This is a genomic window from Reichenbachiella sp. MSK19-1 (genome assembly GCF_003590315.1).
Lineage (GTDB): Bacteria > Bacteroidota > Bacteroidia > Cytophagales > Cyclobacteriaceae > Reichenbachiella > Reichenbachiella agariperforans.
In genome coordinates this window covers 39241-55371 of the sequence record NZ_MIER01000016.1, presented here as the reverse complement: position 1 = coordinate 55371, position 16131 = coordinate 39241, and the positions used below count along the sequence as shown (strand labels likewise).

Annotated in this window: 15 protein-coding genes; 7 read left to right on the top strand and 8 right to left on the bottom strand. The window is 41.8% G+C overall.

Annotated features, from left to right (window positions below):
• The first annotated feature begins 2 nt into the window (after positions 1 to 2).
• Entirely contained in the window at positions 3 to 1802 is a 1800-nt protein-coding gene (locus tag BGP76_RS12980) for a penicillin-binding protein 2 (protein WP_119845024.1), read from the top strand.
• A gap of 35 nt (positions 1803 to 1837) precedes the next feature.
• The gene (gene rodA, locus BGP76_RS12975; RefSeq protein WP_245816852.1) at positions 1838 to 3064 is read left to right on the top strand and encodes a rod shape-determining protein RodA; all 1227 of its coding nucleotides are present in this window, start codon (positions 1838 to 1840) and stop codon (positions 3062 to 3064) included.
• A gap of 5 nt (positions 3065 to 3069) precedes the next feature.
• On the opposite strand, the gene BGP76_RS12970 is transcribed toward rodA, so the two are convergent.
• Positions 3070 to 4314 (bottom strand): hypothetical protein, encoded by a 1245-nt coding sequence (locus BGP76_RS12970; protein ID WP_119845023.1) that lies wholly within the window; start codon positions 4312 to 4314, stop codon positions 3070 to 3072.
• A gap of 31 nt (positions 4315 to 4345) precedes the next feature.
• Here BGP76_RS12970 and BGP76_RS12965 point away from each other — a divergent pair, with 31 nt between their 5' ends.
• From BGP76_RS12965 to chrA, 5 genes are all read left to right on the top strand, one after another.
• Positions 4346 to 4672 carry a 2Fe-2S iron-sulfur cluster-binding protein gene (locus BGP76_RS12965; RefSeq protein WP_073123976.1) on the top strand — a complete coding sequence of 109 codons (327 nt, stop codon included), beginning with the start codon at positions 4346 to 4348 and terminating at the stop codon, positions 4670 to 4672.
• A 3-nt stretch (positions 4673 to 4675) separates the two neighbouring features.
• Positions 4676 to 5281, top strand: coding sequence for a thymidine kinase (locus BGP76_RS12960; RefSeq protein ID WP_073123978.1), 606 nt, complete (start codon positions 4676 to 4678; stop codon positions 5279 to 5281).
• 59 nt (positions 5282 to 5340) lie between these two features.
• Positions 5341 to 6033 carry a DNA repair protein RecO gene (gene recO / locus BGP76_RS12955; RefSeq protein WP_119845022.1) on the top strand — a complete coding sequence of 231 codons (693 nt, stop codon included), beginning with the start codon at positions 5341 to 5343 and terminating at the stop codon, positions 6031 to 6033.
• Between the two features lie 73 nt (positions 6034 to 6106).
• A complete protein-coding gene (locus BGP76_RS12950; RefSeq protein WP_119845021.1) occupies positions 6107 to 7078 on the top strand; it encodes an isopenicillin N synthase family oxygenase in 972 nt (323 codons plus the stop codon).
• The gene (chrA, locus tag BGP76_RS12945; RefSeq protein WP_073123983.1) at positions 7075 to 8274 is read left to right on the top strand and encodes a chromate efflux transporter; all 1200 of its coding nucleotides are present in this window, start codon (positions 7075 to 7077) and stop codon (positions 8272 to 8274) included. The genes BGP76_RS12950 and chrA overlap by 4 nt, the downstream gene beginning before the upstream one ends.
• Positions 8275 to 8594: 320 nt before the next feature.
• Here the strand turns inward: chrA and BGP76_RS12940 are convergent, their stop codons facing one another.
• The 7 genes from BGP76_RS12940 to BGP76_RS12910 all read right to left on the bottom strand — a co-directional run bounded on the left by BGP76_RS12940 (position 8595) and on the right by BGP76_RS12910 (position 16113).
• Complete coding sequence (locus BGP76_RS12940) at positions 8595 to 9146, bottom strand: OmpH family outer membrane protein (RefSeq protein WP_073123986.1); 552 nt, start codon at positions 9144 to 9146, stop codon at positions 8595 to 8597.
• Between the two features lie 13 nt (positions 9147 to 9159).
• Positions 9160 to 9765, bottom strand: coding sequence for an OmpH family outer membrane protein (locus BGP76_RS12935; protein WP_245816853.1), 606 nt, complete (start codon positions 9763 to 9765; stop codon positions 9160 to 9162).
• A gap of 14 nt (positions 9766 to 9779) precedes the next feature.
• Positions 9780 to 12464 (bottom strand): outer membrane protein assembly factor, encoded by a 2685-nt coding sequence (locus tag BGP76_RS12930; RefSeq protein ID WP_119845020.1) that lies wholly within the window; start codon positions 12462 to 12464, stop codon positions 9780 to 9782.
• A gap of 28 nt (positions 12465 to 12492) precedes the next feature.
• Complete coding sequence (locus tag BGP76_RS12925) at positions 12493 to 13230, bottom strand: isoprenyl transferase (RefSeq protein WP_073123990.1); 738 nt, start codon at positions 13228 to 13230, stop codon at positions 12493 to 12495.
• An 85-nt stretch (positions 13231 to 13315) separates the two neighbouring features.
• Entirely contained in the window at positions 13316 to 14014 is a 699-nt protein-coding gene (locus BGP76_RS12920) for a DUF6089 family protein (RefSeq protein ID WP_139281044.1), read from the bottom strand.
• 27 nt (positions 14015 to 14041) lie between these two features.
• On the bottom strand, positions 14042 to 15169 hold the full coding sequence (locus BGP76_RS12915) for a DUF6089 family protein (protein WP_158584273.1): 1128 nt from the start codon (positions 15167 to 15169) through the stop codon (positions 14042 to 14044).
• Between the two features lie 71 nt (positions 15170 to 15240).
• A complete protein-coding gene (locus tag BGP76_RS12910) occupies positions 15241 to 16113 on the bottom strand; it encodes an NAD kinase (RefSeq protein ID WP_119845018.1) in 873 nt (290 codons plus the stop codon).
• Between the last annotated feature and the right edge of the window lie 18 nt (positions 16114 to 16131).

Here is a 16131-nt window from a genome sequence, read left to right as displayed (position 1 = left end):
GGATGCATGATGATAGAAAATATATCGTCAGGATCTTCATCGTACTGATCGCTGCGACCTTTTTGGTCAAGTTATTTTTTATTCAGATTTTGGATGAAAATTATAAAGCAGCAGCAGAAAACAACATCATCCACAAGGTCGTCGAATATCCCTATCGCGGGTTGATCTATGATAGAAATAACCAGCTCGTCGTACACAATGAGCCAATATTCGACCTGATGGTCATTCCCAAAGAGGTCTTTATTCCCGACACTTTGGCATTTTGTAAGTTGTTTAGGATCACCCGAGAGGATTTTGATGCGACGATGAACAAGGCCAAGAGGTACTCTTATATTCAGCCTTCACAGTTTGCTAAGCAAATTTCTAGTGAGTGGTTTGCCTCTATTTCGGATCAAATGACGGGTGTAAAGGGATTCTACCCCGAAGCACGGACGATTCGCGGTTACAGTTTTGACAACCTCAGTAATGTTCTCGGGTACATCGGGGAGATCAACCAGAGGCAATTACGAGCGGACACAACGAACTACTATCGACAGGGAGATTATCTTGGTATCACGGGTATAGAGTCTTCTTACGAGAATGAGTTACGTGGTAAACGTGGTGTAGAGTACAAAATGGTGAACGTTCGAGGCGTGGATCAAGGCTCATTCAAAGATGGAGAATTGGATACCCTTTCTATACCTGGCGATGATTTATTATTATCAATAGATTTGGATTTACAGCGATATGCCGAGAAGCTGATGGAGGGGAAGACTGGTAGTGTGGTAGCGATCGAACCCTCGACAGGAGAGATATTGGCTTTTGTTTCTGCACCGACTTATAAACCCAGTTTACTAAGTGGCCGTGAGTTTAGTAGCAACTATGGAAAGCTAACTCAGGACAGTCTGAAGCCACTTTTTAACCGCCCATTAATGGCGATGTATCCACCAGGGTCTATTTTTAAAGTAGTGCAAGGGCTCATAGCCCTAGAGGAAGGTGTGGTCACTGCCAACGAACAAATTTACTGTGACAACAGCTTGATAGGGGATCATGCTCCTCCTGGGTACTACGATATGCGAAAGGGAATCATGTATTCGTCTAACAATTATTTTCTCAAAGTGTTTAGAAGGATCATCAATCAGCATCCAGAACTGAGTCAATTCGAACAGGCTCCTATTGGATTGAAGAATTGGAAAGAGCAGATGCACAAATTTGGTTTGGGAACTCCCCTAGGTGTGGATCTCCCTAACGAAAAGGCGGGACAAGTGCCAGGTCCACAGCTGTACAATAGGATTTATGGAACTGGGAGATGGAAGGTGTCGAATCTGAGTTCGCTTAGTATTGGCCAAGGAGAAACGTTACTCAACCCGATTCAGATGGCTAATCTAGCAGCGATTATGGCCAATCGGGGGCATTACTATAGACCTCATGTGGTCAAGTCGGTAGGTTCTACGAAATATTTGGATCCCTATTATTCTGAGAAAATCGAAACGGGGATTAAGCCAGAGCATTTTCAAGTAGTGATAGAGGGAATGCAACGGGCACTAAGTGGTACAGCAGGCCGTGCTATTATCAAAGATATTGAGATATGTGGCAAGACAGGGACGGTTCAGAACCCACATGGCGAGGATCATTCTACCTTCATGGCGTTTGCACCTATGGAGCAACCGAAGATTGCTATATCGGTATATGTAGAAAATGCCGGCTGGGGAGGTAGGGCTGCAGCCTCGATTTCGAGTTTGATGATAGAGTCCTACATCAAGGGAGAAATAACCCGCCAGTGGCTTGAGGATTTTGTATTAAAAGGGGACTTTTTGTATTGAGAGGAGATAGCGTATTAGATCGAATTGATTGGACAGTGGTCCTACTATACTTTGCCATGGTGATACTAGGCTGGGTGAATATCTATGCAGCAGTCTATGAAGAAGAGCTGGCATCTAGTATGTTCTCTTTGTCTTTCAATCCCGGTAAGCAGCTGGTATGGATAGGTACTTCTATTCTGCTGATCATTGGTGTGATTAGTCTGGACTACAAATTTTTTGACTCCTTTGGTTATATAATCTATGGTGTGATGGTGTTTTTGCTTATCGCGGTACTCTTGTTTGGACGTGAAGTCGCTGGATCTACGTCATGGTTTCAGATCGGTGGCTTCAGGTTTCAGCCATCTGAGTTTAGCAAGTTCGCCACAGCTTTGGCATTAGCGAAATACCTAGGTGATATTCATGTCAAGATGACGAATGTCAAGACACAACTGATTGCTGCGGGTATTATGTTTTTGCCTATGGTACTAATCGTCATGCAGGGGGATACTGGTTCTGCTATGGTATTTGCTGCGTTTGCTATTATACTGTTTAGAGAAGGGCTCTCCCCGATTTATTTTATACTGGCGATTGGATTAGTTGTCTTGTTTGTGCTGACACTTTTGGTGAGCAAAACTGTAATCTTTATTACGGCAGGTGTACTTTGTTTGGTGATAATCGGAGCATCGGTGAAGCATCCGAAACGCATTTTGATCACTGTGGTAGTAGGTTTTGGAATTTTTGCAACGGTGACGAGTGTAGACTTTATTATGAAAAATGTTCTGAAACCTCATCAGCGTAGTAGGGTCGTATCATTGATCAATCCTGACGCAGACCCCTTAGGTGCTGGATGGAATGTGACACAGTCCAAAATTGCGATAGGATCGGGTGGATTTTTTGGGAAAGGATTTTTACAAGGAACTCAGACCAAGTTTGATTTTGTGCCAGAGCAAAGTACAGATTTTATCTTCTGTACGCTGGGAGAAGAATGGGGCTGGATGGGTAGCTTGGTGATGGTTGTTTTATTTGTGACCCTACTGATACGAATTTCAATTATCGCCGAACGACAAAAGACACAATTTGCTCGTGTATATGGCTATGGCGTGTTGGCCGTTATTTTCTTTCACTTCGCTGTGAACATAGCCATGACCATAGGTTTGTTTCCGGTAATTGGTATTCCCCTCCCATTTTTTAGCTACGGGGGGTCGTCCCTCTGGTCATTTACTGTTTTGCTTTTTATCCTACTTGCTTTAGATGCCAATAGGATGCAGGTACTAGTGAGATAGCGTATTTATCTAAAGCGTTTAAAGATCACTTTTAGCAGCTCTTTCACCTCATCAGAGTTCATGTCCCAAGCGTATTTTTTAGCATAGCTTTGAACGAGCAGTTCTACTGATGCATCAAAAGACTTGCTTGTCTCCATTTGGTAAAGAGCCTTTTCATAGTCTTTTTCGTTTCCTTCGAATAGATCTTTGATGAACAGGTAACGCTGATTGATACTGATAGAGCTGACCAATTCTGGCGTAGGTTTGGACTCATGGGATGAGGCGATCGTTGCTTGCTCTCCTGATTCTTCGTAGCGCTGGTGTAGTGTACGTATGTCTTGTGGAGCAAACTGCTCGTTCAAGTTAGGCTTAGATGAAGTGCCTTTTTTCTTAGGTTTTTCTTCTACAGGAGTTTCAGGTTCAAATGTGGTTGGTGCAACCTCTGGCTCGAACTCCTCTACCATCGAGTCTTCTTCATAGATTGGACTAGGCCTTTCTTCAGGTGCTGTGATGAGTTCCTCTTTTTGCGGCTCTGGTTCTATAGGTGCTGGTGAGACATGAACGGGTTCTTCGGGTAGTTCTTCTAGCGTATCAAAGAAATTTACTTCTTCTGCTGTCTCAGGCTCGGAGGCTACTGGCTCTACAGGCGTTTCTTTTTCTAAGAGATCAAAAGGAGTCACGGTACTGAAGAGTACCTCTATTTCCTGTTGCTCTTCTTGATTGAGCGCGTAATTTTCTACCCCGTTTTTAATTACACTTTTTAGAACAGGTGCATCTGTTGACATGCCCTTTTCCAGATTCTGTATGATCGCATCGTACAGGTCTTTATAGAGCTTGATATATTTTCCTAGATTTTTTAACTCTTGGATTAGATCAGTAGAATTCAGTTTGGTAGCTTCCTGTAGCAGATAATCACTCGGCGTATAGAGGTAGTCTATGGTTTCTGTGACAGCCCGCTCTAGTAGAGGTCTTAGATCTTCCTTTTGGATATGAATGTGCTTGGATAGCGTGTTGACCAAGGTGTGAAGGGCATGACTCACCTCTTCGTTTTGGTAGTTAAAATATGGGCTTTTGAATTTTTTGGTCTCCTCCTGCCATTCCTCAAAAAGTACCTTTAAAATAAAGAAGTTAACTTGTTTGATGGAAGTGAGAGAAATGATTTGTTGCCCGCTGATTGCTTCGTTTTGTCCGAAAAAATCGTCCAATATGAGCTGGCTATAATCGTGAATGAAGGAGTGTTTGGCTTGGGGATTTAATTTGCTACCGTGCATAATAATTGCTTCTTTTGTAAAGTTATAGAATATGCTGAGAATCGTTATACAAAACCTTCACAAGAAGGAAATTTTCACCAACGACGAAGATAAAAACCTTTTAGAACTGATCCATCAAAACCATGTGGATTGGATGTTTGCCTGTGGAGGCAAAGGTCGGTGTACGACCTGTCGTGCTATCGTGCTACAAGGTTCAGACCAGCTTTCGGAATTATCCCCTGTGGAAGAAAAATTTAGGGCTAATAGTCGCCTTCAGCCTAACGAAAGGCTAGCATGTCAATGCTCCGTGCTCGGAGATGTTGTGATCAAGGTGGCGGAAGAAAATAAATTTATGCATCTCGAATATTCGGAAGATTAAGCTATGTTCATAGAACCAGGGATTGATCAGGGAGGTGCTATGGGTGCCAAGTCATCAGGTTGGATAGAGGTGATTTGTGGGTCTATGTTTTCAGGCAAAACAGAGGAACTGATTCGTAGGCTCAACCGTGCCGTGATTGCCAATCAAAAGGTTGAGATTTTCAAACCTGCTATAGATACGAGATATCATGATACGAATGTGGTGTCGCATAATGAAAACTCCATACGATCGACCCCAGTGCAGTTTGCCGATGATATCCTGCTGTTGACAGGTAACTCAGATGTGGTGGGGATAGACGAAGCGCAGTTTTTTGACAAGGAGCTTGTAGCAGTATCACGTAAGCTGGCCAACTCAGGTAAGCGCGTAATCATAGCTGGTTTGGATATGGACTTTGAGGGAGAGCCATTTGGGCCTATTCCAGCACTAATGGGCATAGCTGAGTATGTCACCAAAGTCCGAGCGATTTGTATGAAGTGCGGGAGTGTCGCTTCGTTTTCGTATCGGCTGTCAGCGACCAAGGACAAGGTGATGTTGGGGGAGAAGAATGTGTACGAAGCGAGATGTAGAAAATGTTTCTATGAGGATTTTGATCCCAAAGAAAAATTATGAGCTGTATGATCGCGTGTCAGTTGCTGAATTGGAATTTCGCTAAGTCAAATTTTTAGCACATGCTACATAAGACGAAAGGAATAGTCCTCAACTATATCAAATACCGCGAAAGTTCGATCATCGCACGCATCTATACTGACGAATTCGGTTTACAATCCTATATCATCAATGGGGTGAGAAGCCAGAGATCGAAGAAGGGCCTGGCGCTGCTACAGCCTCTTACACTATTGGATATGGTAGTCTATCACAAGGACAACAAGGTCGATCAGCTGCAGCGAATATCAGAGTACAAGTCTGCCTATACGCTTTCGAGTATCCCATTTGAGGTCAAGAAGTCGTCTATCGCTCTCTTTGTGACGGAGCTGCTGCACAAAGTCCTCAGGGAGGAAGATCAACGGGGAATAGTCTTCGAATTTTTATGTCATTTTATCATGCTGCTGGATCAGAGAACCAATGGATATGAAAGTATGCATGTGTATTTGATGGTCCACCTGACCCATTTTATTGGTTTTGGGATCCACCAAAAATCAGAACTCGAAAAGGACAACATACTCCAGCGTGTCAATACAGATTTTAATCAGATTTATGATAGTATATTGTATATGAACAATCATGATCTTAATGCTCCGCTAGTATTGGACAATAGGCTGAGGAAGGACTGTCTTAGTTATATGGTCAACTATTATGGTCAGCACATTGAAGGGTTTGGGGAATTAAAATCAATGACGGTGCTGTCACAATTGTTTAAGTAGTCTCCCTCAATCTGGTGAACATATATTAATTTAACAGTCGAAATGAACAACAACTACTTCAAATCAAAATGACATGAGTGAGCATCTATATGACGAGATACCGTCACTGGATTTGGCAGATTTTTTATCCACAGATCCAGACATTAAAGCCCATTTCGTAGCTGAACTGGGTCGTGCCTATACCAACATTGGTTTCGTGGCAATAAAAAATCATGGACTATCCGATGCCTTGGTTCAAAATCTATATCAATGTGTGCAGGATTTTTTTTTCCTGCCGACGGAGGTCAAAGAAAAGTACGAAGTGCCAGAGTTGTTTGGTCAGAGAGGATACATCGGCAAGGGCAAGGAGCACGCGAAAGGTAGAAAGACAGGGGATTTAAAAGAATTTTATCACGTTGGACAAATAGTAGAGGATGATGATCCTATCAAGGAACAGTATCCAGATAATATATGGCCTGCCGAAGTGGTCGCATTTGAGAATGTAGCGTCAGAGGCCTACAAAACCTTAGAATCGACGGGTAAAAATATGCTGCGAGCAATTGCGCTGTATCTTGATTTGGAAGAGGACTATTTCGAAAGTCGTGTACATAATGGCAACAGTATCCTGCGTCCGATTCACTATTTCCCAATAGACAACCCTGAGGAGATACCAGCAGATGCAGTACGTGCTGCGGAGCATGGTGATATTAATTTGATCACGCTACTGATGGGGGCTAGTGCGGATGGACTCCAGGTCAAGCGTAGAGATGACAAGTGGATACCTATTACCGCCCTGCCTGAGCAGATCATTGTGAATGTAGGAGATATGCTGGCTCGGCACACCAATGATGAATTGAAATCAACAATACATCGGGTGGTCAATCCACCAAGAGAACTGATGAGGACATCTCGTTTTTCTATTCCGTTCTTTATGCACCCAAGATCGGAAATGGACTTGACCTGTTTGCCGGGGTGTGTAGATGACGAACATCCAAAAAAATACGAAGATATCACTGCGGGAGAGTTTTTGCATCAGCGTCTCGCTGAGATTGGGTTGAAAAAATGACCATTAAGAAAGTTCGATATTATATTTTTTTGAGAGATGTGATCATCTTAGCTGTGACTGCATTCGGTGGCCCACAGGCTCATTTTGCTATGATGCTAGATATGATGGTCAAGAAGAGACGATATCTCGACGAGAAGGATTTTATAGAGCTCCATGCGCTTTGTCAATTTTTGCCAGGTCCTACCTCCACTCAGACACTTACCGCGATAGGCTTCAAGGTAGGAGGGCCAAATTTGGCATATTTAACACTCTTAGTTTGGATCATCCCTGCGTTTATCATTATGTCTACGGCTGGTGTGTTGATTTCGTCTTTGGAGGAGCATGATATATCGTTGAGTTTCACGAGGTATATACAGCCAACGGCGGTAGGGATCGTTAGCTACTCGGCATATATAATCATTAGAAAAGTGATTCACACTAGGTTGGCGATTGGCCTGATGATCGCTGCTGCTGTTAGTAGTTTTCTCATCCGTACACCCTATGTTTTTCCCGCTTTGATTTTAATCGGAGGGGCAATTACAGGTGTCAATTACAAACGTCAGCAAAAGGAAGAGAAGGAGGGGATCAATATAGAATGGGCTAATTTCTTTCTTTGGGGAGCTGTGTTATTAGGAGCTGCAGGTTTAGGTGCTGTGACACATTGGAGAGGAATAGATCTTTTTGAGAATTTCTATCGAATTGGTAGTTTGATATTTGGTGGGGGGCAAGTGCTCGTACCGTTCCTGTTTACGGAGTTTGTAGAGTTCAAGGGGTATTTGTCATCAGAAGAGTTTTTGTCTGGCTATGCCTTGGTACAGGCAGTGCCTGGTCCCGTATTTTCTTTTGCTGGTTTTGTAGGGTCTGTATCTATGAGGGAGTATGGTGTTTTAGGTCAATATTTAGGCGGCTTTCTGTCTGCCGTGGGCGTATTTCTACCAGGTGCATTTTTGATCTTCTTTGTGATTCGTTTTTGGGATGAATTAAAGAAATTTAGAATTGTAAAGGCCTCCTTAGATGGAGTCAATGCAGTAAGTGCGGGTATGATTTTAGCAGCTGCTTTGTTATTGCTTTTACCACTGATAGATTTTTCTTTCCCTGGGTATGAGAGCTATCTTAACATTGGTATTGTCTTGTCTACCATTTTGGTTCTCATCTATACTAAGATCCCTGCACCTGTTTTGATTGGACTTGGATTGATTCTAGGGATATTACTATAGTAATAAATTAGGAGATTGTCTTTGGCTAATACTATCACATTTGTTGTCTTGTACCAGTTGCGATTGTTTTGGATCAATCAATTATGCTAGAGTGAAATTCAATACCTGTTTAATTTGTTAGAGGGTGCGTGAGTGTTTGATATTCTCTATTGTTGCTCATGGAAACGCTATCTCTATACTGCATAGAAAAAGTATTTGAATAATGAAGCAATTCTCAGGAATATAGACTGCACTATTGCTTTGTTGGAAACGTAGCACAGAAAAAAGGCCTTGTCTAACATCTGTTAAACAAGGCCCTAAAAACGTTTTGTAGCTTCTGATTAGTTACCTGCTCCGCCAGTAGTAGGAGGAGTGATGCCTAATTTCTTGAAAATTAAATCTGATACGTCAAATTTCTCATCAGCATCCAATAAAATATCAACGCCTGGTACACCTGTGCTGAATATAGCATCGAACCCTTGCTCAGTTCTAACAGCCTTAATAGCTGTTCCTATTTCCTCAAAAAGTGGCGCATACAGCTCGTTTTGCTTTTTTTGTAATGACACTTGCGCATCTTGTTGGAATTTTTCCAATCGCGCTTGTAGATTTTGCAATTCAGACTCTTTGTCAGCTCTCATGATGTCAGTCATTGTAGCAGCTCCTTGCTGATACTCTTGCAGTTTAGTTTGGAATTCTTGTCCTTTTGACTGCAATTGGTTTTGAAGCTGAGACTCGTAGGTTTTGTACTCAGAGTCTACTTGTTTAGCTTTTGGCATTTGGCTCAATATATATTCTACATTGGTGTATCCAAATTTGAAAGAGGTTGCCTGAGCTTGAACCCCAAGCGATACAGATACCAATACCAATACTGCGATTAATGATTTGATCTTCATATTTCTATCCTAATTAGTTATTACTTATTACATCGTTTTTATCACCCAACCCTAATTCTTCTAACACATAATCCGTGTAGTCATGCACAGGGTCGGTATATATCATGACTAGATCACCAGATTTGTCAAAAACAATCTGCAATCTATGAACTTTTGCTACTTTTTCTACTGATTCGAAAACTTTGTCTTGAACAGGTTTGATGAGTTCTTTCTTTTTGAGAAAAAACAAGCCTTCAAATCCGAATATCTTATTCTGATACTCTTTTACTTCGTTCCATTTTCGATCGATTTCCTTGTAACGATCATCTTTCATTTCCTTAGTTAGCAAGACTTCTTCTGCTTTTAAGGATGTCTCCAGCGCTTGGATTTCCTTGTACATTTCTTGTATTTCGGCTTCCCATGCTTTGGATAATTTTGCAATCTCTGCATTAGCTTCTTTGTATTCAGACATCTGACTTAGCACGTAATCCGTGTCTACGTAACCAAATTTTTGTGCCAAAAGCGCATTTGACTGACATAGAAGCAGTATTACAAGAATCGAACCGAAATTAATTATATTCTTCATTTTGCGCATCATAGGATTTAAAATTAGTCCATTGTTTGCTAATGATTTGTTCATTCTTGCTTTTTATTCTAGCGTAGGGTTTGGCCGATTGAGAAGTGAATCTGACCACCACTAGCTGACCCGTTCGGGTTGCTTGGGTCTGGATCGAAACCATAGCCCCAGTCAATGCCTAAGAGACCAAATGCGGGCATGAATATCCTGACACCAGCACCTGCCGAGGTGTAGAGGTTGTTAGGATTGTACTCTGTAAAGTCGAGCCAGTTGTTACCCGCTTCTGCAAAACTCAATACATATATGGTTGCCGATGGGTTCAATGACACTGGATATCTCAGTTCGAAAACGAACTTGTTGTACAAAGTACCTCCTCTGATCACGTTACCATTGACTGTTTCGGTAGGAGTGATCGAGTTGTTGTCATACCCTCTGAGTCCAATGATATCATTACCCAAGAGGAAGTTAGAGCCTGTGAGACCGTCACCCCCGAGTTGAAACCTCTCGAATGGACCTATTCCTGTAGTACTTTGATATGATCCTAAATATCCCATGTGTGCTCGTGCAGATAGGACTAGGTTACCAGCCAGCTGCATGTAGTATTTGGCGTCAAACATCCATTTGTGATATTCTACCCATTTGTATCGATCGTTGTTAGATGCTGATTGATAATCTATATCGTTGAACAAAGAATACGGAGGGGTTAGTGCTAAACTCAAGCTGATTGATGACCCATTTCTAGGGTACATCGGACTGTCGACACTATTCCTTGATAGCGTAGTAGTGAAGGTAAAGTTGTTCGCTATACCAGTTCCTTCATCAAAACCTAGGCTCTGCCCAAATCGGTAAAGGTTGTAGTTTGTGTAAGATACAGCGTTACTCAGTGTGAAATAGTCATCAGGCCACTTGAGTCGTTGTCCCAAACTAACTGTCACACCTGTTACCTGCATTGACCCTAGTATTTCTCTTCTGTTGTAGGGGTTGAGACTGCGTTGTACAGAATAGTTGTAGCTCACGCCGAAAGATTTCGGTTTTTTACCGCCTAACCAAGGTTCAGAGAAGCTAATAGAGTAACTCTGGAATTGACGACCATTGGCTTGCAATCTAAGAGACAGCTTTTGACCATCACCTACGGGGAGAGGTCTCCATTTGTCAAAGTGAGTCAAGTTTCTCAAAGAGAAATTGTTGAAAGTCAGTCCTAAGGTTCCTACAAACCCGAAAGATCCACCCCATCCACCGGATAGCTCGATTTGATCACTTGGTCTTTCTTCTAGTGACCATTCTATATCCACGGTCTCGTCTACAGGATTTGGTATCGGATTAGGTGATACTGTTTCGGGGTTGAAGTAGCCAAGTTGAGATAGTTCGCGCTGTGTCCTGATAAGCTCCGATCTGCTGAATTTTTGTCCAGGGAGTGTTCTGAGTTCACGCATGATCACATGGTCGTTGGTACGGTCGTTACCTGTTACGTACACTTTACGTATAGTTGCTTGTGCCCCTTCGTAGATTCTCATTTCCACATCAATGGAGTCTCCTTCAATTTTGACCTCCACTGGATTGACGGAGAAGAATAGATACCCATTGTCCATGTATAGCGAACTGATGTCTGGGCCGTTCGGGTTATAATTTAGTTTCTTGTCCAGAGATTCCATATTGTAGATGTCACCTCGCTCTACACCCAAAATTTGATCAAGTGTTCTGTCATCATGGATAAAGTTACCCGTCCATGTGATCTCTCTAAAAAAGTACTGTTGACCAGGAACGATGCGTATGTCTATGTCAACAGAGTTCTCGTCTATGGTGACAATGGTGTCTTCTGCGATGTAGGCATCACGATACCCTTTGGAGTTGTAAAATGCAATAAGTGCCTCTTTGTCCTCTTTGTACTTTTCTTCTACGAATTTGGAAGATTTGAAAACGTTTAGTTTAACGTTTTCAATCACTAAGTTTATCAGTGGTTTAGTGAGACTGTACCATGCAGTATCTTCTTCGTCTTTGATTTTTACACGTTTGTCTTTGGGCTTTAAGGCATTGATACCCGTCGCGATTAATGCTCCTGCGATTTTGAATCTTGGTCTTTCTCCAGTATTCTTCATTTTCCCTTTTAGTTTCATCTCAGGGAAGTTCTCATTGCCAACGAAATTGACGTTTCTGATTTTAACTTTTCTATTTTTTTCGATATCAATGTCTAACATGACACTATTGCTGATAATAGAGTCTTGGCTGTATCTGATATCTACTTGTGTGTTTAGAAATCCTTTTTCATAGAAGTACTTTTTGACAGTGAGTTCGCTGTTTTTGATAATAGCGTCTGTCATCACACGTCCTCGGATAAGGTTAATTTTCTCCCGTAGGTCAGACTCTTCACTTTTGGTAATACCATGAAAGTTGAATCGACTAAGCCTTGGACGTTCGGTTAGTTCAATAGTGAGGTAAATATTAGAGCCTTCTACTTTGGTGGCATAGATTTCTACATTACCGATTAGTCCTTGTTTCCAAAGTTTTTTGATGGCCTGAGTGATGTCATCACCAGGGATTTTCACTTTGTCACCGACTTTGAGCCCAGAGATGGATGTCAGCGCGATATGGTCGAGGTATTCGGCACCTACTACTTGGATTTCAGCGATAGTGTATTCTTTAGGGTTGGAATAGTTGATACGTACGGTGTTTTCCGATTTGGTTCTACCGTAGTTGCCATACCTAATCTGCCCAAAAGCACCTGTGCATGTTATAAGAAGTATAAATAATAACTTGATTTTCATTGTATATGTGCCGACGCTCCTGCCGTTATTATTGCGTTAGTTGTTCACTGGTTTTGCCGTATCTTCTTTCCCTATTTTGGAAGTCAATTACAGCCTCGAAGAGATCATTTTTCCTAAAGTCAGGCCAAAGTTTGTCGGTAAAGTATAACTCAGCATAGGCGAGTTGCCATAGCAAAAAATTGCTTACTCTATGTTCTCCACTGGTCCTGATCATTAGTTCCACGTCAGGAGTACTGTGTTCGCTGATATAGCTATTGATATATGAGTTGTCGATTTGATCAATGTCAATTTTGTTATCCTTGATGTTTTGTAACAGTTTATTCACACTTTTTCCAATTTCCCATCGGCCACTGTAGTTCAGAGCTAAGGAGAGAATCATGCCATCGTTTTTGCTAGTTTCTAATATCCCTTGCTCGAGGTTCTTTTGTGCCTCCTTTGGTAAATGCGAGATGTCCCCGATTGGTTGCAACCGGATATTGTTTTTCATCAAAGTTGGTATCTCTTTTTTGATAGTAGAGACGAGTAGGTTCATTAAGCCATCTACTTCGACTTTGGGTCTGTTCCAGTTTTCAGTGGAAAAAGCATAGAGTGTCAATCGTCCTACCCCTATCTCGGCACAGCCTTCTGTTGTGTCTCGAACAGCTTTAATGGCATTCCTGTGACCAAACAGGCGAGTAGCACCGCGTTGCTTGGCCCACCGCCCATTGCCGTCCATGATAACTGCTACGTGTTTTGGGATATTTGTTGAATCAATCTTCTCCTTCATGCCGAATTGCTCTGGCTTTTATCTCTAAATAACCCGCAAAGTTGTACTTTTTTTTACTGAAAATGAACTCTAGAGAGGGATTTCCTTAGCGGTACAGTGTTTTGTTTGGTTGATACTTATAGGTACATGGTACTTTGAAAATCACGTAGGATACAGACACGCCTACGAAGTAATACCAGTCTTTGTCTTCAGGATTGCCAAATTGAAAAGTTGGTTTTTCAAATAGTTCATTATCGGATATCCCATCGAATTGATCGGTAAAGGTTTTTCTGGCGCCAAACTCAAGCCCGACATTGAATTTTCTACCTATGAGATGCTTTACCCCTCCTCCGAACGGGATGACAGGCTGAATGCCGCTGATATCCTCTGATCCAGTATCAAAAATCTTCATTACTCCCACACCTCCAAATATATATGGAGACCATTTAATGAGGGATTTTGGATTCTTGTAATCTAAGAAATGAAATTCTATTGTAGCACTTCCTTCTAGTACTCTTCGTTCAAAACTCGCATTTCTAACCTCTCCGAGAGCGTCGAATGGGTGTTCGTCACTTCCAGATACTTTTCCATAAAGTGCTGAAAATCTGAAGCTGACATCTTTGTCATAATTCACTCGGTATAGAAGTTGTGCACCGAGGTTTTGGTTCAGTACATCATAGCCTCTATAGAGGTCTCCCGAGTAGCTCATGCCACCGATTCCTATGCCGACTTCTGTACGTTGTGCAAAAGCGAATTGTCCCAAAAAAAGAAATGCCGACAGAATCGGCAAAATTTTATATTTCATAACAGCGTATGCTAAGATGTCTTAAACTTATCTGAACTTACCTCTAGCCATTCCTTTTTTATCTAGGACATAGACTAATCTAATCTGAGTTGTCACCAAGAAGTCTTTATTACTAGCGTCTGCCCTGTCCGTGCCAGGAATATAGTTCCACCCATGGGTGTAGGAGGAACTTGCATTAGGATCCCACTGTAGACTAGGGTCGTTAACGTTTAAGTTAGTATTTGTACTGGTTGTAGGTACATCATGTGGCTTGTTTTCCATTAGAGCTACACCCTCGCCACCACGCTCCGAAAGCGCTCTAGCTAAATGGTCACTGCCGAAGTAGTCTAGGTTCGCATATTTGCCCCCTATGTCATCTAAGTAATCTGTAAATAGGTATCTAAAACCAACTTCGAAATTGAGGTCAAAGTTTCTGGCCAATTTGATTTTTACTCCTAAACCTAGAGGTATTGCAAATTGAAATTTACTGTATGGTTTTAGGTTTAGTGAGTCTGAATACTGTCCTTCTGTACCGATTTTTTGGAGATCTATCCATTCTCCTCCATGACCTGTAGGGTTGCCTGCTTGGTCCGTTTCAGGAGCTTTGGCCTTAGGGGCATGGTGAAATACAGCTGCTCCTAGATACATATATGGATTGATTGGAAAACGGTTTTTTGCGCCACCTTTCGTTGGGAAGAAGTCTATTTCTAAGCCTAGGGAGAGCTCTTTAATAGAGTTTTTGAAATGGTAGTTTCGTTGGTATCTTCCGTAATCATTAGGATCACCATCTGGATCACTACTACCCGTACTGTAGTCAGATGCTTTGATAGTACCATAGTTGAAGCCTGCTCTAGCGAATATGCCAGGATATAGTGATTTGGATGCAGTAATCCCGAATCCATCAGGGATGAACTTGTAGTCAGTACTGAACCTGCCATTGTTATTGGAAATGTCACCAAAGTAGTTGTTCATATTAGCGCTAATTCCAATCGTGGCATATTTGGAGTTGCCACCATTTGTGTACCCTACTTTACCCCCTCGGTAGTTAGAATACTTCTTGCTATTGTTCTTTTTTTGGTAACTATACCTTGGTTTACGTCTTCTTTGTGCCTCTGCATCATGGATGCAAGACATAAATAAAGCCAGTAAAAGCGTGACTATTAGTGTGTTCTTCATTACAAAATTCATACAACCTGTTGCTACAAAACTACATAAATGTAGTAATAAAAATATTTATCTCGCGAAAACTAATTTCTTATATCTAGTCCCCAGTTAAGTTTAACTCTCAAGGTATCGAAAAAATTGTATCCTTTGAGCTTGATTAGTTTAGCGGCGAATGATTCTTTTCTAATGGATAGTTTGACCGAGTTGTCAACTTTATAGGACCTGGAATCTAAGGAGGTCAAAAAGGAACGCCCTTTGCCTTCTATCTCGAAAGAGATGATACTCGTGCCTGAGACGATTAGAGGTCTTACGTTCAGGTTGTGCGGACTCACGGGGGTGATGATAAAGCTGTCAGACTGAGGAAGAACCAAAGGTCCTCCAGCACTAAGTGAGTAACCTGTAGAACCTGTAGGGGTAGCGACCATGATTCCGTCTGCCCAGTATGTATTGACAAATTCACCATCGATGTAGCAGTGAACAATGATCATGGATGAGGTGTCACGTTTGAGTATTGCTACTTCATTGAGCGCGAAGTTTTGTCCATTAAATATTTTATTGTTGCTGTCGAGATGGATGAGCATTCGCTCGTCAAAAGAAAATTCTTTTGCAAAGAACCCGTTAAGTGCCTCTTTGATGTCTTTTTTATTGATGGTGGCAAGGAAGCCTAATTTGCCGAGATTGATGCCAAGAATGGGAGTTTCTAGACAGCCGACTTTGGAGACCGTTTCTAATAATGTACCATCACCACCAAGGCTAAAGAAATAGTCTACTGAGGCGAGATCAAATTTGGAATCGATGATTTCGAAACGGTTGGTATTAAAGTGACCTTTGGTAGATATATGTAGTTCTTCTGTGAAGATGACTTCAGAGTTGTTTTCTTCTATCTCGCTGATGATTTGCTCGAGATAGTGAATAGAGTCTTCTCTATTGATTCTGCCATGTAGGGCTATACGCATGAGTTTAGATTTCTTCTT

Bases quoted from the DNA above. Each gene is read 5' to 3' on its own strand.
- BGP76_RS12980 (WP_119845024.1), top strand. From the start codon at position 3: ATGCATGATGATAGAAAATATATCGTCAGGATCTTCATCGTACTGATC.
- BGP76_RS12970 (WP_119845023.1), bottom strand. From the start codon at position 4,314: ATGCACGGTAGCAAATTAAATCCCCAAGCCAAACACTCCTTCATTCAC.
- BGP76_RS12965 (WP_073123976.1), top strand. From the start codon at position 4,346: ATGCTGAGAATCGTTATACAAAACCTTCACAAGAAGGAAATTTTCACC.
- BGP76_RS12960 (WP_073123978.1), top strand. From the start codon at position 4,676: ATGTTCATAGAACCAGGGATTGATCAGGGAGGTGCTATGGGTGCCAAG.
- recO (WP_119845022.1), top strand. From the start codon at position 5,341: ATGCTACATAAGACGAAAGGAATAGTCCTCAACTATATCAAATACCGC.
- BGP76_RS12950 (WP_119845021.1), top strand. From the start codon at position 6,107: ATGAGTGAGCATCTATATGACGAGATACCGTCACTGGATTTGGCAGAT.
- chrA (WP_073123983.1), top strand. From the start codon at position 7,075: ATGACCATTAAGAAAGTTCGATATTATATTTTTTTGAGAGATGTGATC.
- BGP76_RS12940 (WP_073123986.1), bottom strand. From the start codon at position 9,146: ATGAAGATCAAATCATTAATCGCAGTATTGGTATTGGTATCTGTATCG.
- BGP76_RS12935 (WP_245816853.1), bottom strand. From the start codon at position 9,765: ATGAACAAATCATTAGCAAACAATGGACTAATTTTAAATCCTATGATG.
- BGP76_RS12930 (WP_119845020.1), bottom strand. From the start codon at position 12,464: ATGAAAATCAAGTTATTATTTATACTTCTTATAACATGCACAGGTGCT.
- BGP76_RS12925 (WP_073123990.1), bottom strand. From the start codon at position 13,230: ATGAAGGAGAAGATTGATTCAACAAATATCCCAAAACACGTAGCAGTT.
- BGP76_RS12920 (WP_139281044.1), bottom strand. From the start codon at position 14,014: ATGAAATATAAAATTTTGCCGATTCTGTCGGCATTTCTTTTTTTGGGA.
- BGP76_RS12915 (WP_158584273.1), bottom strand. From the start codon at position 15,169: ATGAAGAACACACTAATAGTCACGCTTTTACTGGCTTTATTTATGTCT.
- BGP76_RS12910 (WP_119845018.1), bottom strand. From the start codon at position 16,113: ATGCGTATAGCCCTACATGGCAGAATCAATAGAGAAGACTCTATTCAC.